Annotated in this window: 16 protein-coding genes; 6 read left to right on the plus strand and 10 right to left on the minus strand. The window is 37.0% G+C overall.

Annotated elements, in window-relative coordinates:
• Positions 1-581: 581 nt before the first annotated feature.
• From GQR45_RS18490 to GQR45_RS18520, 7 genes are all read right to left on the minus strand, one after another.
• Positions 582-3,509: a TonB-dependent receptor gene (locus GQR45_RS18490; protein WP_165726694.1), complete on the minus strand. Its 2,928-nt coding sequence runs from the start codon at positions 3,507-3,509 to the stop codon at positions 582-584.
• 412 nt (positions 3,510-3,921) lie between these two features.
• Positions 3,922-4,620 (minus strand): metallophosphoesterase, encoded by a 699-nt coding sequence (locus GQR45_RS18495; RefSeq protein WP_165726695.1) that lies wholly within the window; start codon positions 4,618-4,620, stop codon positions 3,922-3,924.
• 214 nt (positions 4,621-4,834) lie between these two features.
• Positions 4,835-5,083 (minus strand): YfhL family 4Fe-4S dicluster ferredoxin, encoded by a 249-nt coding sequence (locus GQR45_RS18500; RefSeq protein ID WP_165726734.1) that lies wholly within the window; start codon positions 5,081-5,083, stop codon positions 4,835-4,837.
• Positions 5,084-5,418: 335 nt separating this feature from the next.
• On the minus strand, positions 5,419-6,507 hold the full coding sequence (locus GQR45_RS18505; RefSeq protein WP_165726696.1) for a cell division protein FtsZ: 1,089 nt from the start codon (positions 6,505-6,507) through the stop codon (positions 5,419-5,421).
• A gap of 74 nt (positions 6,508-6,581) precedes the next feature.
• On the minus strand, positions 6,582-7,556 hold the full coding sequence (locus GQR45_RS18510; protein ID WP_165726697.1) for a WYL domain-containing protein: 975 nt from the start codon (positions 7,554-7,556) through the stop codon (positions 6,582-6,584).
• 6 nt (positions 7,557-7,562) lie between these two features.
• Positions 7,563-8,309: a hypothetical protein gene (locus GQR45_RS18515; RefSeq protein ID WP_165726698.1), complete on the minus strand. Its 747-nt coding sequence runs from the start codon at positions 8,307-8,309 to the stop codon at positions 7,563-7,565.
• A gap of 58 nt (positions 8,310-8,367) precedes the next feature.
• Positions 8,368-10,386, minus strand: a complete 2,019-nt coding sequence (locus tag GQR45_RS18520) for an AAA family ATPase (protein ID WP_165726699.1) — start codon at positions 10,384-10,386, stop codon at positions 8,368-8,370.
• 226 nt (positions 10,387-10,612) lie between these two features.
• Between GQR45_RS18520 and GQR45_RS18525 the strand changes: the two genes are divergently transcribed.
• Complete coding sequence (locus tag GQR45_RS18525; protein ID WP_165726700.1) at positions 10,613-11,254, plus strand: hypothetical protein; 642 nt, start codon at positions 10,613-10,615, stop codon at positions 11,252-11,254.
• A gap of 429 nt (positions 11,255-11,683) precedes the next feature.
• Here GQR45_RS18525 and GQR45_RS18530 read toward each other — a convergent pair whose 3' ends face one another.
• On the minus strand, positions 11,684-12,067 hold the full coding sequence (locus GQR45_RS18530) for a hypothetical protein (RefSeq protein ID WP_240920280.1): 384 nt from the start codon (positions 12,065-12,067) through the stop codon (positions 11,684-11,686).
• A gap of 1,076 nt (positions 12,068-13,143) precedes the next feature.
• Between GQR45_RS18530 and GQR45_RS18540 the strand changes: the two genes are divergently transcribed.
• The 3 genes from GQR45_RS18540 (at position 13,144) to GQR45_RS18550 (ending at position 15,985) form a co-directional block, all read left to right on the plus strand.
• Entirely contained in the window at positions 13,144-13,434 is a 291-nt protein-coding gene (locus GQR45_RS18540; RefSeq protein ID WP_165726736.1) for a helix-turn-helix transcriptional regulator, read from the plus strand.
• Entirely contained in the window at positions 13,424-14,716 is a 1,293-nt protein-coding gene (locus GQR45_RS18545) for a type II toxin-antitoxin system HipA family toxin (RefSeq protein ID WP_165726701.1), read from the plus strand. The genes GQR45_RS18540 and GQR45_RS18545 overlap by 11 nt, the downstream gene beginning before the upstream one ends.
• A gap of 375 nt (positions 14,717-15,091) precedes the next feature.
• Positions 15,092-15,985, plus strand: coding sequence for a LysR family transcriptional regulator (locus GQR45_RS18550; protein WP_165726702.1), 894 nt, complete (start codon positions 15,092-15,094; stop codon positions 15,983-15,985).
• 44 nt (positions 15,986-16,029) lie between these two features.
• Here GQR45_RS18550 and GQR45_RS18555 read toward each other — a convergent pair whose 3' ends face one another.
• Complete coding sequence (locus GQR45_RS18555; protein WP_010554966.1) at positions 16,030-16,902, minus strand: DMT family transporter; 873 nt, start codon at positions 16,900-16,902, stop codon at positions 16,030-16,032.
• Between the two features lie 698 nt (positions 16,903-17,600).
• Here GQR45_RS18555 and GQR45_RS18560 point away from each other — a divergent pair.
• Positions 17,601-18,719, plus strand: a complete 1,119-nt coding sequence (locus tag GQR45_RS18560) for an ISAs1 family transposase (RefSeq protein WP_165726703.1) — start codon at positions 17,601-17,603, stop codon at positions 18,717-18,719.
• Positions 18,720-18,752: 33 nt separating this feature from the next.
• Entirely contained in the window at positions 18,753-19,133 is a 381-nt protein-coding gene (locus tag GQR45_RS18565) for a GreA/GreB family elongation factor (protein ID WP_024604280.1), read from the plus strand.
• Between the two features lie 232 nt (positions 19,134-19,365).
• On the opposite strand, the gene yegQ is transcribed toward GQR45_RS18565, so the two are convergent.
• Positions 19,366-20,751, minus strand: coding sequence for a tRNA 5-hydroxyuridine modification protein YegQ (gene yegQ, locus GQR45_RS18570; RefSeq protein ID WP_165726704.1), 1,386 nt, complete (start codon positions 20,749-20,751; stop codon positions 19,366-19,368).
• Between the last annotated feature and the right edge of the window lie 257 nt (positions 20,752-21,008).

Consider the following 21,008-nt stretch of genomic DNA (forward strand, 5'->3'; position numbering starts at 1 on the left):
CTTTCGATATTGAATTGACTGTGCCGAATAATTACCGAAATAACTATTCTGTTGGTCACTCAGCTTTCAATTGAGACTCTAATTTGTTTGCCTCACTACCTAAGCAGGTTGGCTGTTAGAACTCAATCTGTACGAGTGCCCACACAGATGATTGCTTTATATTGTTAAAGAACGTTTTGAGTCGCTTTAGCGCCTCAAGGGATGCGAATAATACACCCTTTATTTTTCGAGTCAACACTTAGTTTTAAACTTTCTTTTTAGAAGATTCAAAACCGAAGTTTTATTTAACTCTCTGAGTAGTTCGTGCCTCGCTATGCGTTGGCGTTTCCCGTCTCAGTGGGGTCGCATTATAGGGAGATTCGAGCGGGGGTCAATGTTTTATTTCAGCTTTTTGATAATTAAATGAATTTAGTATGAAAGCTATACAAATAAAGGGCTGCAGGGCTTTTTTTGCCTATTAAACCACCAACATATGAGCAGTTAAACTATGTGCATACATAAAACTACAATATTAGGTGCGTTAGGCTAAGCCAACTACAGTTTTTAGTTGGCGTTTAATAAAGTATTACGTATGCCGTTAATTAAAAACTATAATTAAAGCCTGCGTAATAGCGTCGCCCTGAATAGCTTGAATTAAGTAATCGTGCATCTGTATCATCACCTAAACGCGTTACCGATTCCGACTTAGTTAAATTAATAACAGCAGCTGTTAAGCTTAGCCCTTCATACAAATTAACCGATGCATTAACATCAACCTGTTCGTATGGATCTTGATATACATTTAACCCACTATTAATGCCTAATACTGTCTCCCCTCGTTTGTTATATGAAGCGCGCACATTAAAAGCGTCACCTTCATAATAAACAGAGGTGTTGTACTGATACTTTGCACTGCCTATTAATGCCGACTGACCAAACTCTTCACCATTTACTGTTACATCTGCTTTATTGGTTTTGTTATAGGTGTAGTTTGCATAAAAACCAAAACCATTAACAAACGCATGCTGGATAAATACTTCCGCGCCTTTAGATACTGCATCGGTACCATTACCTACAGTACTGTACGGAGCTATATTAATGGTTCCTGCATCTACTATATTATTTTTACCGGCAAAGTTTTGCTCTACATCAATTACCAGTGGCACAACAAAGTTATCTACTTCCTTATGAAAAAGTGCCAATCCAACCGCAGAACCCTTTGCATAATAATACTCAATAGATAAATCAGCTTGCACCGATTCAAATGGCTTCAAGTTTTTATTACCACCACTGCCGCTAAAACCTGGCTGTTCATTAAATGCAGCTCTATCATTTGCCCATTCATCCGATACAAACGTAATACGCTGCTGCGCACCTAAATCGCTGTAATCAGGACGAGACATTACTTTTGCTATTGCCCCACGAATAACTAAATCGTCAGTTGCATCCCACGCTATATTAAAGCTTGGTAGTATTTGAGTGTCTTCGTTTTGCTGAGTGACTAATTGATAGTCTTCTACAAAGCGTGCGTCACCAGTTACTGGCTCGCCTGTTTCGTCATTTGTGTGATCTAATTGGTAGGTATATAAGTCAGTAGATGAAGTAAGTGTTTTTGTTTGCACAACACGCACGCCCAAATTACCTCTTACTTCACTAAACTCAAAATCGCCTTGAATATAAAAAGCAGATATTTTCTCTTCAATGTCGTAAACAAAGTTATCTTCAATACGTGTATAAGGTACATAGCTAGCAGTGACCATATCGCGATATTTATCCCAGTCGATACTTGGCATTTGGTTTATATCAAAACCACCAACAATATTACTCTCACTAGTAAATACATTTTGAGCTAATGGCATTCCACCATTCCATTGGTAGCTGTCGAAACGCGTAATACCTTGCTCGCTTGCTTCGCCCGCAGCAATATCAAAATTAGGATCTAAAAAGAATGTATTGCCAGTTTCACGATGAAGCGTGGAGTTACGGTATTTAACACCGGTTCTAATTGTTTTTAAAAAGCCCCAATCAACATAAAGATCCACATCAGCTTGGTAATAATCTTCTTCTAACTCACTGCGTACAAAACTTGAGTTTGAAGAGCCCGAATCACGACCGCCTCCAATTCCACTTTGCAAGTTAGCTAGTGCATTAGGGTCAATATTAAGTGATACATTATTTTGATTGAGTGACCAGCCAGCCGTTTGAGCAGCATTTTGAATAGCAATGGCGTTTTCGACCGCGTTTGAACTTTTATATGCAGCTTCCCAACTTTCTTCTGGTCCTCCTTCTGATTTTGTATTACCCACGACAAAACGCGCTTTAAAATTATCGCCTTCATAAGTTAAATTAAAATCAAAGGTATCGGAGGTGGATTCTTCACGTACATAACTGCCGCGCATCCACGGAAACTGCATATCACTTTCAATACCGCTTGCCATTGCATCGTATTGCATACCAGTAACAATAGTTCTCGACTCATCAAGATTTACATCAGTTAAAAAATCAGAATTTAAAGACCACTCAGGTATATCAATCACAGATTCAGTTCTGTCTTGGCCGAGTGTAAAGCCAAAGTAATTAAATCCTAGCTCTAAACGATTTGTTGGTCGCCATTGCGTACTAAATTGAATTCCTTCGCGCTCACGTTTTTCGTTAAGAACTGAACCTCGCACAACTTGTGGAAACCAAACACCATCGTAACTATTACCGTTTGCATCATTAATAGTATCCCAGCCGTTATTGTTATCAACTGCGTTACTGTTTATATCTGTAGGTTTCCCACCGCCCGCATAGCGCCATACATTTGCATCAGTTCCGCCCGAAAGCGTTCTGTTTGTTCGCTCCTGATAGGTATAGCCAACTAATACACCAAAGTCTTCGTCGTCGTTTTTCCATGAATATAAGCCCGTAAACTGCGGTTCGTACTCTTTTGTAACATCAGCGTAAGTGCTCTCTACATTAAATACACCTGAGTTTGCATCCATACTCAAAGGCTTTCGGCTATGCATTAATACAGTACCACCAACCCCTCCTTCATCTAAGCGTGCCTCTGGCGATTTATAAACCTCTACACTTTCAATCATCGAAGACGGTAACAAAGCATAATCAAATGAACGCGAAGGTTCACCCGGGGAAGACGCAATAAAATTACCATTAAGCTGTGTAAAAGTTAGCGCCGACGACAAACCACGAATACTGACTGACGAACCTTCCCCACCGTCACGCTCAATTACCACACCGGGTACGCGCTGAAGAGAGTCTGCTACGTTTTTATCAGGGAATTTTCCAATGTCTTCCGCGGTAATTGCATCAACCACTGAGCCAGACATGCGTTTTACATCTAAGTTTTCGGCCATGCTTGAACGGATACCACGTACTTCTATTACTTCTATATATTTTGTGTGCTGCGAGTTTTCGTTTTCTTGCGCTGCAAAAGCACACGTAGAACCCAAAGCAGAAAAAATTGATACATAAAGTGATGACTTACAAAACGTTGAAAAAGGAAAAGGGTATATGCTTGCTACTATCATGTGAGAGGCTGTTCCATTTAAATCTGCTCATAAAACTAAAGCGAGAAGTTAGTCCTTTTACGCAAATTATTCACGTAATGGCAAAAATTGTTCCCAATTCTACACAGCCAAACTTAACCGTTTGTTAACCAACAATATTAAATTAAATAAACGTCTCTTTTAACTGTATTTATACCTATTAAATGAAAGTTAAAACCCAGCCCACACATCAAATCCGCTCTCAATTAACAAACTAAGAGCGGCCTTGTGGTATTTAATAGCTTAATGAAATGATTACAGTGCAAAAATCATCATAAAGTGTATACAAAAAACGAAGGGGATAATTAGATGAGGTAGTCAGCAGTTTATACTTTAAAAAGCAAAACTGCCGGATGATATTTGAAAGAAGTAACAATTGCTAAATAGCGCTTGGTTAATCAAGCGTAGCAATAACCTCTGAAAGCTCGAGTAATGTCGGCTTTCCACCATAATAATTGGTATCTATATGATAGCTATTACCCACCCAGAAAGGTGCTTTAGTTGAGTTATGTCCATGTATTGAAAAGTCGACTCCATGACTTTTAACTACCTTATTTTGTTTAACTACTTCGCGATCCCACAATAGAGATTGCACAATCACCGATTTATCATCAGGGTAATTTTCCCAATCCCACGATTGTGCAAATGTATGAGACAACCCAATTTTATAACCACGATACTCAAGTACTATTGAAAGCGGTTTAGTTAGTAACTCATCGCACATAATATCGAGCTTTTCACTCGATACCGACTTGTGCCAATTGCCACCATTGTCAGTCCATAATTTAAAAGCCGCTTCATCATTACTTAATAATGATTCCAACATTAAATGCTCATGATTACCTAATATCATACATGCCCTAATGGCTTGTAAGTATGTAAATAAGTCATATGTTTTATCCCCGCGATCAACAAAATCGCCTAGACAAAACAAAGTATCTCTTTCAGGGTTAAAATTTACGTTATTAAGTGCGCTTTTTAAGGCAGGTAAATCACCATCAAGATCGCCAATTACAAATACTCGGCACTCATCATTAATAAATATTGCTTGTTTTGAAGATACAGCCTGAATAGCGTTAATACCTATATGCAAAATAGACTCCTATAGAATGCAATCTAAAACTTAGATTAATACTTGAGTTTATAAAGCCTTAAGGTAACACAATATAATTGATAATTAATGAAGGTAATAAAATTTGATTGAAACTAAAAATGCATGACAGCGGACTTTAGCTACAAGCTAAATAAGTAATGTAGATAGTTTTTAGCCAATAGTAAAAAGCGGCTTAGCAAAATACCTAAACAAGTTATAAGTTAGTTAACAACACAAATTTATCAGCCAGCTCATCTAAACTTTCACGCTTATTAGGATCGGGCTTTATACAGTCAATAGGGCAAACACTTACACAAGTAGGTTTATCATAATGCCCTACACACTCAGTACATTTACTAGCATCTATTCGGTATATTTTAGCGCCCATATAGATAGCCTCATTAGGGCACTCTGGGTCACACATATCGCAGTTAATGCATTTGCTATTTATGAGTAGAGCCACTTTTTGCTTTTCCAATTAAAGTCGATACAAAACATATAGATAAAATAAAAATAGATGCAATTAGACTGATTTTAAAACAACTTTAGTTTAATAAAAAACCACTGTTTTTCATTAAATCGTAACACACATTCGTAACGCATCATTTTATTTTTGGGTGTAAATTACAGCCGCGAATTATGCCTATCTTTTCCTATTGCTTTGTTGATCTTAATCAATATAAATATCCGCAAAGCCTTTATTTATATAGGTTATAACAAAGCTAATAAATTTCTATCTAAATCGTCCTGTGGTTGTGCTTACACATAGCTATATACCGCTGTCTTTGCTTGCAAACCCTATAAAGCGCTTTTACTAGGTGGTGCAGATTGATTTCTTATAAAAGCAGGGATATCAAAAATATCAGATGGCTTTGGTTTACTGGTCGCGATGTCAGGACTTGAATCACTTTGAGTTTTATCAACGACCATTTTTGAACTCGCGCCCGTAGCAATAACTAATAGCTCATAATTGGTTGCTAAGTTTTCAATTTTTGAAACACCACAAATAACCAAAGCATTAGGACTTACCTGCTGGCGCACAGTATCTGTAATTAGATTATAACTTCCTAAAGAAATCTCATCTTTACAATTTACTTGTATAATTACCCCCGTACTTGATGACATATCGACCTGGTTAACTAACGGGTTATTAAGTGCCCCATTGAGTGCAGTAGTAAGCTCACTTTCTTCATTGCATTTACCAACACCTAATACCGCATCGCCTTGGCAGTCCATAATTTTGGCAAAATCATTTAAATCAACGTTTATTAGGCCTTGAAAGCACAGCATATCGATTAGTGACTTGATCAGTGAGTGAAGTATTTGGTTTGAGTGTTTAAACGCATCGAATAATCCTATATCGTTACCTAGCACTTCAATAAGTTGATCGTTTGGGAGCGTAATAACAGCATTAGCATGCTCTTTAAGCTCATTTAAACCTGCTTGCGCTATATTATTTCTAAACTGCCCTTCACTACTAAATGGCAATGTAGCAACAAAAATAATGGGTTTACCTTGTTCACTAGCAAGTTGCGCAATGTAAGGGCTAGCGCCAGTCCCAGTACCGCCACCCAACCCTGTTGCACACAGTATTATATCGCAGCCATTAATTAACGTTAAAAGCTGATCTTTACTTTCTTCCGCCGCTTGCAGCCCAACTTTAGGATCGGCGCCGGCCCCATAACCATGAGTTAACTCAGCCCCTATAAGCACAGCTTCATCACTTTGCGTATGCTCAAGCACTACTTTGTCGGTATTAACACTATACAAGTGCGCCTGATCAGACTCGCGTTGTTCAAAAATACTGTTAAGCGTATTACAGCCACACCCACCAATACCAAATACGCCAATCGATAAACCATCATTTTGCTGAATTAATTGAAACATAACTACTCCTTAACTTTAAAAGGAGCATAGCAAACACGTGCGTCAATTTTTGACGCACCTAAGCTTTAAATCAATTAAAGGTAGTTTGCTGTAGCCGCTTTAAGCTTGCTAACAATTCTTTGTCGCAGCTTTTCAGGTTTAATAACCTCGAGCCAATGAGCACATTTAAATAACTCATCGCTCAATTGCTCGGTATCAATAGTTTGGTAGGTAACTAATACATTTTTATCATCAACCTTTTGCTTGTCAATCAACTCGCCAAGCTCAATAAACTCTTGATTAATCGCCGAATGGGTAGGTACTTTTATTACTAATTCTATAGCTTCTTGCGACATTCCTTTGTTAATAGCACTACGTAACGACTTTAATTGCTCAGCACTTGGCTCACGTCGTGTCTTTTGCAAAATGTGTACATTACGAATGCGGTAAACCGGCATCTGGTAACATTTATTGTGAAGCGACCCCACCATAAACTGCGCCATTAACACGCCACCTTGCTCAACTAAGTTATAAAAGCTTAATTCAGCAAACTTTAACCAATGTGCCTCATCATAAAGCACCCTATAGAGCTCAGCACTCACTGCACGCTTATGCTTAATCGAATGCTCAATTTGCGCAACTAACTGAGTATCAACATTCACTTTTAAGGAAGGTTTAGGCAGAGTTAAGAGCCACTCAGGCAGATGGCCATTAACACGCTTTAACGCCTGCTCTGCTTTAATATGCACTGACTGCTTAACGTCACTCGGGACTGATTGCGGTAGTAATTGCTCCAGCAACAAATAATGTTCCGCTACTTCAATGCTCATTACTTTTGCGTTACCACTTCGCCACAGTGCATTAATAGACCAACCATAAGGCTTACTACGCATATCTTTTTCAAGCCCAAAACAGCCTTGATCATATAGTGATTGAAGATCACGCTGGAGCATGCGGGTTGAAATATCAAAGCTTTGTTCAAGCAGTTTTTGCTGTAGCAGCTGGGTTGAGATAGAACTTGGCGCTTTGGGCACAAGCTCTAAAATAGATAAATGACGATGTGAAATCATGTCATATCATTTAGTTGGTAAATAACTATAACCTTTCTGCATGGACACTATTGGTTGGCTGTTTGAATCAACTAAACGGCGTCCGTATAATTCATGACCATTCAGACCTTGACCAACAAATTCCCATTTATCTGGTTTTCCACCATAATTTCTAGATGAAAGAGTTGATCCTGCAGGGAACCAAGCTTCTATCGAGTAAACTCGAACAACCACGCCATCAACGATAGCTAATGCAGTTTTATACTCTCCTGATTCCCTAGTTTCTTTAGAGACCATATGCCAAAATTGTCTAGTCATGTCATACAGCTCAGTTTCACTTAAAGTTGGTGAGTAAGTTTTATTTATATAAAAAAGAATACATCTTTCTTTAATATCACCTACATAAAGTGGCTCAGATGAAAATAACCTTTCTATCTCTTCAATAGTAGAACGCCCTTTTTTAATGCCGTGCCCTCTGACTTCATTTGTCAGGTTTTCCAAACCGATTGTATCAATTATCGCTGCTTCCACTTCAAATGCAGTGCTTTCATCTAAGCCATATCTTAAAATTTCAACCCGAGGCTCTTCATCTGCTGCTCTTATATCTGAAATACGATCAGCCTTAGCTGATTCCTTTCCTATTTCTTTTAAGTGATCAAACGCCCTATTATTTTTAGACGCTTTACCTATATAGAAAATTTCATCATTAATAGGGTCTATTAAGCAATATACATAACAACCTAAGCTCTCTTTTGCTAGTTTTGAAAACCTCATCCTCACCTCTTTATATTTTATATTAAGTTCAGTACATTACATCTCAGCTCTTTAACTTTCAAACAAATCCAATTTTTTGCTTCTCACCTTTCTTTAAATCGTTTCGTTCTTGTAAAATCGATAACATTCGCTCTTGAGTCATTCGCTTTTTTGAAAACTTCATTTGCCTTTTTACAATCGCGAAGTCACCTGGTGTGAGCTTTGTAAGCTTGAATAACTCATGCATTAAGTGCTTATTTAACACTCCTGGGCCTAATGTATCTTTAAATAATTGCTTAGCCTGTACCGGAGTCAAATAGGTTAAATTTAAATTAAAATCAAATCGCCTCATTACCGCTTTATCTAAATTTTTAGCAAAGTTAGTTGCTGCAAAAAGTGGGAGTTGAAATTGCTCCATATGACATAGTAATTCATTAACTGTTTGCACTTCCCAATTTGCCGTCGCTTGTTCGCGACTGCATAGCAAGCTATCCGCCTCATCAATAAATATTGCACTTCCTTCTTGTGTAGCTTGTTTAAATAGTTGAGCGATATTTTGCTCACTTTCGCCAACCCACTTGCTTAATAAGTCAGATGCTTTAACAGATATAAGTTTAAAATCAGCTTTTTCGCATAAGTAATTTACAAAGGCTGTTTTACCTGTGCCTGGCGGGCCAGTTAGCAGGGTTCGTGAACTCGAATACTCAATTACAGCCTCTTCGACCTGCTCGAGTGATGCATATTCTGACTCTATATTTATCATTTTAGGATTAAACTTTTGCGCTGCTTGATAAGTTAATTCGTGAGCCGAAAAGCCGCATGCAGTTAAAGTATCTTGAATATTCTCTTCAATACATTCACGTGCTTCTTGAGCTTTAAACCCACATAACCTCGCTACATGTACTGCTTTAGCAATATGAGCTGGCAGCAAATTCTTTTGAGCAGCTAACTGACTTACAAAACTGTTACCAACACTCAAGCCTTTAACATATTTACCTATCATTTTTTCTTTAGTTGCTTTGTTTAGCTCAGGAATTTCGTAAACAATATTAAACCGCCTAATAACGCTCTGTGGTAAATCTTCTAGATGATTTGTGATCCAAATACTCACTACAGGATGATTTTCAATATAGGTATGAAGTAACTCTTTTGAAAAGCTTTTAGAGAATAAATCACGCTCGAAAATATTTTCACATTCATCCAGTAACAGCATTGTTTTTTTACGCTTGCCTACCAACTTACTCACCACATTAAAGTGCTCTAAACGCAGCTCAGAGCTTGCGCTTCGGCTATCGATCTCGTTTGTTGGGTTTATTAAGTTACTGCCTTTAGCTTGCACCTTAAGCAATTGCGAACCACAGGCTTGCGCTATATATTTAGCCAATGAAGTTTTGCCCGAACCTGGCACACCATAAAATAAAATACTCAATGCTTGCCCACCCGTCTTAGTCGCATTTTGCGTAGCTTTAAGCAAAGTATTTAAATCTAAGTGAGATAAATCAGAAGCGCTAAGTTCAGAAGCTTCACAAGGAGTGACCAAGTTAGATAAAATATCACTTTCACTATTTAACTTACCCTCGAGAAGGCTTTTAGCAATTGCGTTTGGTAAAATTAAAAACTCATCTTCTCCAGCAAATATCTCCATATCCATTGAATACATGCCAGATTCAATAACCAAACTAATTTGCTTATTAAGTAGTGCTTCATCAATATCAAGAACGTAAGCTATTTTTTCTAAAATAACGCCCGCGTAATCGTCACGTAAGTATTCTACAAGTTCGCGTAATGGTTTACTGAGCGTCATACAGCACGAAAAAATAACTAAAGGAGTAAGCGTTTTTGGCAGTCCAAACGCGTTACAAAATATATGCACATTTTTTTGTAACGTTTTAGGTATTGTGTTGATTGCTAAATGATCTAATCGGGTTATCAAATCATCAACATCTAAACCATGTAAATTCGTATAGCTAAAACCAGAAATGTTACATAAAGCCTTTTTAAATAGCTTATCTTGCCAAAGCTCTTCTACGTCGAACTCTTCTAATAATTCAGTGGCAAAGTGTGCCACAATACGTTTTAATTGAGGGGTTGTGTTCATGCTATGTACCTAGTTATTGTTAATCAACGAGTACATAGTAACTGTCTAAAAACTTTTTAGATCACGCGACAAAACCAAACATAAAACGGCATAAACCATTGAACTTAAAGTAAATAAAAAAAAATTTTCTTTTTTATTTAAAAAAACAAACGTAAAAAAAATAAGTATTTGTTTTATAATGAATATTATAGCAATATATAGACGATAACGTTGAAATGGACTTTATATGGAAGAAGTTAATTTAAAACCAGGCTCAGAAGATAACCCCATTGTTTTAAAGAATAAGCATCAAAATACTAAGCTCACTCAAAAGCATCTCAAAAATAGTAAAATCTATATACATAGGCCACTACTGCAAAAGTACACTAAAAATAATAACGGTGAGAAAGGATTTTCTTTTGACAAAGCTCGCGATAGCTTTGAATCTTTTACCAATAACGTGATTTCAAATCCCAATTTGAAGCCTATTGATATTAAAGTGGCATTAGGATTGTTTAATATTTTGGATCAAATCAATGCAGGTGAAGGAATTGTTTTTATTTGCAGTACAAATGAACTCGTGTATCAATATTATGGTGAAGATAATTTAGAGGTTCACTTTACAAATATGGAGACCGCCTATATTGAACTAACTCCGCTTCATGAACTCATATCAAAAAAGCTCAACTCAAAAATTAGTAACGACAGCTTAAACAAGGTTTTAATTAGACTTGATAGCTTTCACTATATAAATGTCACGCCCATTACTTACCAAAATTCGAATCTTGGTATCAACGATAAATCATTAAAAAAAGGAAAAGCATATCTAAAATTTATAGAGATTAACGATATGATGAACTCTAAATGCTTAGAGAACATTTGGATTTAGGGAAGCATTCAAACTTTATTTAGAATACTCATGAAGGACACAAAATATGAACATAGATGAATCAAAATTATCAAGCAGTGAATTAGCCTCAGATTGGTTTAGAGCTAATCCCCTTTTTGTTAACCCTAGCAATTTATTAGCTATGCCACTACACCCAAACGCGCAAAGGGGAGCAGACGTTAGTCTACTCCCCTTTACAATTTGTCCTAATTCTAATAAAAGCCTTACCCTACATAGTTAATGAACCCACCCTTTTGTGAAGTCATAACAAGACGCTACATTTGCATCACGCCCCCCAAGTAATGTTTTCTAAAAAGCTACTCAAATAAAATTTAAGTAACGAGTCTGCAAATGATGACTCATGGTATATTTTAGGAGTAATGATTAGGCAGTTATTTTATATGCAAAATAACTTCTATTTATCCTGTTTTATTCTTTTTCGCGCTCCTTTACAAACTTTCGCACTTCACGCATAAAACGCTCTTCATCGAAATGTTCTTCAGGTTCATCACCGTATTCCTCCTTGTATTCACCAAAGAACTCATCGTCGTATTCTGGATAGGATTGTACTTGCTGATGAGCATCTCGAACTAAGCATGTCATCAGCTTATACATAAGCACTTTAACCCCTCGATAGTTAAGTTGCTTATTTGCAAAAACTTGCGGTTCAACAATGGACCATAACCCTTTGAAGTTGGGGGTATCTTTAGTAAGCATAAGCTTATTGATTTTGTAATCGTTATCACGGATGATTTTCTGTACTTCTTCTAATAAAGTGATCATGTCTAAAGTAGATGTGTATCTATAAGTCATTTTAACTTTTCCTTGTCTTTTTTTGAATGCAATTAAACGGTTTAGTTGCCTTATACCCTTTTTATGGGCTCATCATTAAGTAGTTTCTACTTAGAAAAATTTGCGTCGTTTTTATAGTTTATTTTAATTTTTTATGAAAAAAATTAAACCACGGTTTTAAAAGTAAAAAAACGAGCCAATGGCTCGCCAGAGTTTATGAGCTTTCTATTAACCGTAACCAACTTTCTTCTGCAGCTGCAAAAGTTTATTATGTCTTCAATATGTATGAGTAAAAAAGCATACATCTCAATACCTTCCAAATACCTCTCTGAGAACTCAGGATTAGCAGCTAATAATTGTTGAGAAATACTGATACCCAGGACACTCCCCACGCTATCTCGGTGTAAATAAATGTAGTTTGTGAAGCCCAACTCTTTCGTTTGCTTATCAACTACATCAGCAAAAACAAAATGGTTGAAGCATCTTCCCACGGTGATTTACTAGCACGTACATATTGGCGAATAAACTGCGACTTTTGATCTTTCATGATTTTTCCTCGTTAATTTGTCCTAAAACTAACTAGGTATAAAAATTGAAAGGTATAAAACAAACGACTTAAATTTGCAAAACACATCAAAAACATTAAGGTTAAGAGATTGTTTCAAATATTGAGAATTTAAAATGAGTGATTTTATATGGCTATTACCGGCTACTGTGTTAGCAGTAATTCTAATTAGGCTTGTTAAACAAGCTAAAAAAGTAGATTAAGTAAAAAAACTTAACTTTTTTGATATAAACGACGAGAATTAAAGTGACCAATAAGTCACTTTAAGGCCTAGAATGCGGCTTAAAGATCCCTAAAAGGCATTTATTCTGAGGAACGAAAAAACGCTAATGTGCGTTTTAATTTTTTAAGTTTTTAATTTGATTTATATTCTATTGTATAGGGATCCTAAATAAGTTTAGCCGGTATCGACTTTGCTTGGCATTAACACGTATCAAACGCTTTACTCGCAACAAAATAGACACTATAGTATCCATTAACCTTGTTTAAAATCCATTTTAGATACGCACATGTCTTTTTTTGAGGTTCTATTATTAATTATTTATTATTAAGCGAAGGTGATGTGCAGCTAGCTTTTGCTGAACATCTAAAAGAACACCGCAAAAAAGCAAAGATGTCACGTGAGGCGTTAGCTAAAAAAAGTACGGTACCTGCTTCTACAATAAAAAAGTTTGAGGTTACAGGACTTATTTCATTCAGGCAGCTATTACTTTTGTGGCAATCTCTCGACGATTTGACTCGTTTATATGAATTAACAAAAGCGCCAACTCAAGGTAAGAATGCGCCAACGTCTATTGCTCAGGTATTAAACAATGGCCTTTAAACCCATAGAAAAGCTAGAAGTAAAACGTACACTGTCAGACTCAACAGAGTCAATGGTTGGTGTACTTGCTCAAAATAGACAAGGTGTTTACTTTCAATTTGATCAAGGCTATTTAGACACATACGGTAATCTTTCGCCATTCTCACTCGCCTTCAATAGAGATGTTCAGTTAGCACCCAAAAGCCCACATAATGGATTGCATGGGGTCTTTTCTGATTGTTTACCTGATGGGTGGGGGCTACTACTACAGGACCGTGTATTCAGACAAAATAATATAATGCCTAACTTTGTTACCGCAATGGACCGCTTATCTTTTGTTGGCCATTCGGCTATGGGAGCATTATCGTTTACACCTGAAACTCATTATGATGACACAAATGACGATGAAGCTGGTCTTGCTACATTAGGCCAACAAGCCCAAGCAATATTTGAAGGACAAACAGAAGAAGTACTTTCTGCGTTAGTGGCTGCTGGTAGCTCCGGCGGTGCACGCCCAAAAGCCCAAATTTATTTTCCTGACAATAATATACAAGAATGTAGAACAAAACCTAAAACAGGTGATGATGCTTGGTTAATAAAATTCACATCCAAAAACCTCGCTTTAGGACATGAGGAAGGGTTATGTGAAGCTGTGTATTTGAATTTAGCTGAACAAGCGGGATTAAACCCTCCTCAGAGGTTACTGGTACCCGCCCCAGAAGGGACCGGTGCAAAGCAATGGCTTGCCTTAAAACGATTCGATAGGTTTAAATTAATGGGTGATAAAATGGGCTGCAAACATATGCATAGTGCATGTGGCTTGCTAGATGCTGATTTTCGCACACCTACATTAGATTATGAGGATTTAATTAAAGCGAGCCGTGTTTTATGCAAATCACCTGCTGCAGGGCAATTACAATTTCGTCGGGCTATGTTTAATTTATTTAGCTGTAACCAAGATGACCACAGTAAAAACTGGGCTTTTTTACAAGGTGATTCTGGTGAGTGGGATTTAGCGCCTTTTTATGATGTAACTTTTAGTCCTCACCCTTTTAATGAGCATGCTACTTCGTTTGCTGGATTTGGAAAAAACCCGCCACTAAAAGCGATTCAAAAGCTGGCCTCTGCAGCAGGTTATGCAAACTGGAAACAAGTACAAGTTATAATATCTGAAATAGCAGAGATTATTTTAAACTTTAAAGACACAGCTAAAGCATTAGACGTAAATAAACAAACGATTAGTTTAATAGAGCAACAGCTTGATAACACGTACGCCATGAATAAGCATTTAACGGGTCGTTAATTGTATTAAGCTTAATAGTATTGAGCTATTTATAAAGCCTCGCTGCTTACTTTACTTGTGCCGAGGTTTTAATTTTTAAAAGTATCGTTTTATTTATACCTCTAAAAAGGCGCGGCAACTTTATTTCTAATTAACATTTCTAAATCTATTTCAATGACTCTAACAAGCACAACTTCAAACTACTTTTAATTCATTTAGCTGATCAGATTGAGTTACATTATTTACCAGTGCTCTTATTGAGAGTTATTAAATTAAAATCACATAAAATTTGGTTGCCTAATTTCAGTTCTTCCCTCCCCCCTTAATCTCTAATGAAATTTTAAAGCGTCGCTGTTAATATTATATTCCTACATCCTAAACAATAAAGTAGTTCTGATGGCAGCTAGTTATTCTCTCGATGATTTACGTTACTTTTGCACCATAGTAAAACTAGGTAGCTTTAAAAAAGCATCAACAAGCCTTGATATGTCACTATCAACTTTGAGCCGTAGAATACGTTTATTAGAGCAAGCTCTGCAATTAACGTTACTAAATCGAGATGCTCATCGGGTAACACTTACGCATACTGGCGAGTTATATTACGATCGCTATCGTAAACTGTTTGATGAAGTAGAGTGTATAGAGCAAGCACTTTGTGATGAGAAAGACCAACCTAAAGGGAAAATTAGGATCTGTGCACCCATTTACATGGGTAAACATTTTTTAAGTGCTATTTTTTGTGATTTTTTACTGCAGTATCCCGATATTCAACTAGATTTACGCTTTTCAAATAACCTTATTGATATTGAAAAAGAAGGGATTGATATAGCGTTTAGAGTAAGAAATCCTGCCATTGATAATTGGGTTATTAGGGAGCTTAAGCTTACTCACAATATATTATGTACTCACTTAAATCATGATTATCAATCCATCACTCATCCTAAGCAATTAGAAGATCACCCAAAAGTTACGTGCGTTGGGTTGGTACCGTGGCAATTAAAAAATCAGCAAACGAGTGAAGAGTACAGTTTTAATCCAAACACACATGTTCGATTAGAAGTTGATGAAATTCAAATGATGAAACAAGCAGTTGAGTCTGGTGTGGGTATTAGCTACATCCCTGATTATATAGCATTACCACTTATTAAAGCCGGAAAGCTTAAACACATTCTTCCTGATTGGCAAAGCAAAGGGCAGCCATTTTCTATGCTTTATCGCGACAGAAAACAAATCCCTTATCGAGTGCGATTACTTATAGAGCATACACTGCAACACTTCACTAAAATGTAGCAGTGTAGGCTTTTCACAGCAAAGTAATTAAGCTAATTCATCTTTTAAAAACTAAGCCTTAGTACAATTACACCTAAAAATGCCGTTGTTAATCCTATAACTTCTTGCCGTGTAAAAGACTCTTTTAGAATGATGCGTGAGTACAACAAAATAATTAAAATATTCATACCTGAAATCGCTGAAACTAACCCTGTATTACCAATAGCAAAAGCCGATATTATTGCAACCATGCCAGCTACATTTGTTAAACCAATAAGTAACCCGCACGAAAATGTTTTACCGGCAGACCAATACGCTTGAGAAGAGCCTTGCTCTGCTAGCATTTTTTTACGCTTTACTAACCAACTAACGGCAAAAAGAAAGCTACCAAAACCAAACATAGACGTTAAAGTTGCAAACGTATCCGCCTCAAGAAGCGTTGATTGCTTACCCATTAAATCATTAAACGCAAAGGACAGTGCCGCGAGTAATCCCCATTGCGCACCTTGTAAATTACTTAATGAGATATCGCTGGAATAGCGAATAATATAAAGACCGCCAAAAATAATAAAAAAGCCGATTAATTGAATAACAGTTAAGGTTTCTTGCCATAATAAAAAGGCAAATAAAAGCACAAATAAAGGCGTTAACCCCGACAGGATGCTAATTAAAGACGCTTTCCCAACCGAAAACCCTTTGTGCAAAAACCCATTAGCCGCAAAAGATCCAAAACCTAAAGCGAGTCCAACAGTAATGTCAGCCCAGCCGTACCATGTGTGTTCAAATATTACAGTACCTAGCGCGCTAATTATGAACCCTACAAAAAAAACACCGAATAATAATAGATTACGATTAATCTTTTTTTGCGACGTCCATTGGTACATTATTCCTCGCGCACCAAAAAAAACAGTGGCGAGTAATGCAAAAATTATCCACATATAAATGAGACCCTTTATAATTTACTTTGATTAACCCGAATAAAAAGTGGTTATTTAACATTGTTGAATGGAGTAACTATTACATAAAGGTTCAGCTGTAAAACACGTAGCCACTACAAGAGCGTTACCCGATACCTAGCTTCTACTCTATAAAATAAGCAGCTTAGGCTTCACATAATAAAATACTAGCCACACAATTACACTTTAATAAACAACAACACCAGTATATTTAATCTATAAATATTATAAACATGCATAAGTGGCACTATAGATCTCATAAATAGCACTTAACAATTTAGTCGATTAACTTCAATCACATAGTGAGCAACTAACACACAGAAATAACAACACTTCAGTGAAAAATAACGAATTTATAAAAACATAAAAAACAGTTTTAAACTGTCATTATATCGACAATATATTTTTAACCTAAAACTCAATTGACTTTATTTTTAAACTCAATATGATTGATTTAAACAAAGAGGACAATATGTTTACTTTAATCACATACCTGCTAAAAACAAATACCACCTTCGGAATTTAAGCCGAGTGTAACCCTTACACTCGGCAGTTACACTGTACCTTAATATATTTAAATTCGATTTAGTTTTTGTGGGGATTAGTCCCAGGGCAAGATCACGAACTTTACCTTGACTTAAAAGTATGATCTTATACTCCTTTTTTCAAAGAGCATTCTCATGCTTGATATTCAGCTATTTAAATATTTCGAATCAATCGATGATCCTCGCCAACAAGGTAAAGTGGTCCATAAACTATTTGATATCATATTCTTAGCCGTCAGCGCTGTTGTGTCTGGATGCCAAGGCTGGGAAGATATCGAAGATTTTGGTCATGATAGATTAGATTGGCTCAGGAAATATGTCCCCCTAAAGCAAGGTATCCCTCGCCATGACACAATTGCCCGCGTACTAAGCCGTATTGATATGACGCAATTTCAAGATTCTTTTTCTTCTTGGATGAAAGCATGTACTAAGTTAACCCAGGGCGATGTCGTGGCTATTGACGGAAAACGGTTAAAAGGGTTTTTTAATCAATCGGATAGGCGCGATGCACTTTATATGATCAGTGCGTTTGCATGCGAAAATGGTGTCGTTTTAGCGCAATGCCCTGTTGATAAAAAGTCGAATGAAATAACAGCGTTACCAACACTTCTAGAGTTACTTGAGATAAAAGGCTGCTTAGTCACAATTGACGCCATGGGGTGTCAAAAATCAATTGCAGAAAAAATAGTGAGCAAAGAAGCTGATTACCTTCTAGCAGTGAAGGCAAATCATAAAGGACTCCTGTCGAAAATAGAGGGGGCTTCAATACCGGAGATAACACGACAAGCGTCTAAAGGGGTTTTGTTTAATGAAGCTGATTATCAAAAAAACAGAGAGGAGTTTAGGTGTTGTGCAGTGCGCCATGACGTAAGTTATTTATCAGAAACGATACACTGGGAAGGGGCAAAAACAGTGGGCGTTATTGTTTCCTACAGAAAGGAAAAAGGTAAATTAAGCAATGAGTTATGTTATAGGTACTATATCAGTTCAGCACATTTAACGGCGGAAGAATTGGCAAGTTCAGCGCGGCAACATTGGCAAATAGAGAATGGATTACATTGGCGTTTAGACGTAGGATTTAAAGAAGATGAGTGCCGAATTAGGCGCGAAGGTGCAGCGCCAGTATTTACAGGGCTGAGGCATATCGCATTCAATCAATTAAAGGCTGAAACCAGTTTCAGTAAAGGTATGCCAGCAAAGCAGAAGAAAGCGATGCGCAGTACAGCTTATCTTGAAAAGGTATTGAATTTATAGTGTTTTTTCATGCTCTTGCCCTGGGATTAGTCCGTGCTTTCTTTTCTGTTCGAGCGTAAAAAATCTTTCCTGTCTAAAAATGACTTCACAGACGCAGCGGTACTATTACAACCGCTGAAGCTTGCGTATTTACTACAAGAAGTCGAGTATTCACAACGGCCTTGGTCAAAATTCAATCCACATGTACAAATTAATAGCACGGTGGTCATTAAAAATATAACCACCGGTTTTAAGCGCCGCATAACTTTAGTGCCTCCAAGCCAACGAAGGCACTTTATTAGTGACGTATCATTTCACTCTCCTCTTGGGGTCGCTCTTTTAGGGCATAAAATAAATCATATTATTGAATATAAAGAAGCTGGGGAATCCCACCTTTGGGAAATAATAGCCATTAATATTAAGGAGGAAATATAGAGTAAATTATTTCAATTTTTATTTATTAATTTTATATATTTAATTGGAGTTATTTGTAATGAGTAAAGAAAAACCTAAAAAACATGCAAGCAAAACATTAAAACAAAAACGTAAAGAGCGAAGAGATAAGCTAAAGCAACTTGAAAAATAATTAATATTATTTTAAATAAAGTCGCAAACTCGGGGTTTTTATAACCCCGAGTTTTTTGAAAAAAACTATATTCAGCTGTAGCTAAACAGCTTGTTTAAATGGATTACGAGTATCTTGGTGTTCCTCAAGATTACGCATTAAAATAGCATGCGCTAAGTTAATGTCTTCATCTAGCAGTATTTTTACAATGTGACCGGAGCCTTTAGCATCGCTAATACTTTCGCCCTTTTTGTTTTCCATATATTCAAGCTTAAAAGTAATGTTACCTTGTGGTGTCATAAGCTCTAAGGAGTGACCTGTACAAAATTTATTTTTAACGTCTATTTCAACTAATCCATTTTCGCAGCGCTCAAGTACTTCTCCCACAAATTGCTGCTTAGTTGATACCGAATGACCGTATTCATAGTTTTGATAATCTTGGTGAGCGTGGCGTTTTAAAAAGCCTTCGGTATAACCACGATGCGCTAGATTTTCGAGAGTTTTAAATAAGTTAGTATCAAATGGTTTACCCGCAGCTGCGTCGTCTATTGCTTTGCGATAAACTTGTGCTGTGCGCGCTACATAATAAAATGACTTAGTACGCCCTTCTATTTTTAAACTATGTACACCCATTTTTGTTAACTGCTCTACGTATTGCACAGCGCGTAAATCTTTTGAGTTCATAATATAGGTGCCGTGCTCATCCTCGAATGCAGGCATGTACTCACCAGGGCGGCCTTGTTCTTCTAGCATAAATACATCGTTACTTGGCGCGCCTTCGCCCAGTGTAGGAATAACCTGTTTTGGGTCAATTTTATGCACCATTTCGCCGGTTTCGTTTTCAACACCAGGTTTTACATCGTAATCCCAGCGACATGCATTAGTACATGTGCCTTGATTTGGATCCCGCTTGTTTATATAACCGGAGAGTAAACAACGCCCCGAATACGCCATACAAAGCGCACCATGTACAAATACTTCAAGTTCGGTGTCTGGGCAGAGTGTGCGTATTTCGGTTATTTCTTCGAGCGACAGCTCCCGCGATAAAATAACGCGTTCAATTCCCTGCTTTGCCCAAAATTGTACACTCGCGTAATTTACCGCATTCGCCTGTACTGATAAGTGAATAGGTATGGCTGGCCATTTTTCACGAACAAGCATAATTAAACCAGGATCTGACATAATCAGCGCATCGGGCTGCATCGCAATAACAGGTTCTATATCACGTAAATACGATTTAACTTTAGCGTTGTGCGGTGCAATATTAGACACAACATAAAACTTTTTATTTTGCGCATGCGCCTCACTAATGCCTACTTTCAGAGTGTCTAGATCAAACTCATTATTACGCACACGCAAACTATAACGAGGCTGCCCCGCATAAACCGCATCTGCGCCATAAGCAAACGCGTAGCGCATGTTTTTTAAACTGCCTGCGGGGCATAATAATTCAGGAATAAAAGGCATTGAAGAAATAGCGGGTGACATGTGCGCTCCATACATCAAACTGGGTTTAAGCCAGTTGCATAAGTAGTTAACCTGAACTCTGAAAAATAAATCTATCCCAAGCAAAATTCAGATTAGTCATTAACAAATAAGTAAACAGAAGCGCGGCAGTATAAATGCGGTCAATAATTTGCGTTTGATCGAGATCACAAAACGGCAACCAAACTGGTTTTTAATAAAATTAGGATTTTTCACTTAAAACACGTATAATTCGCGCCCGTTAATATTCACACTTTTAC

The organism is Pseudoalteromonas sp. SA25 (assembly GCF_011378705.1).
Lineage (GTDB): Bacteria > Pseudomonadota > Gammaproteobacteria > Enterobacterales > Alteromonadaceae > Pseudoalteromonas > Pseudoalteromonas arctica.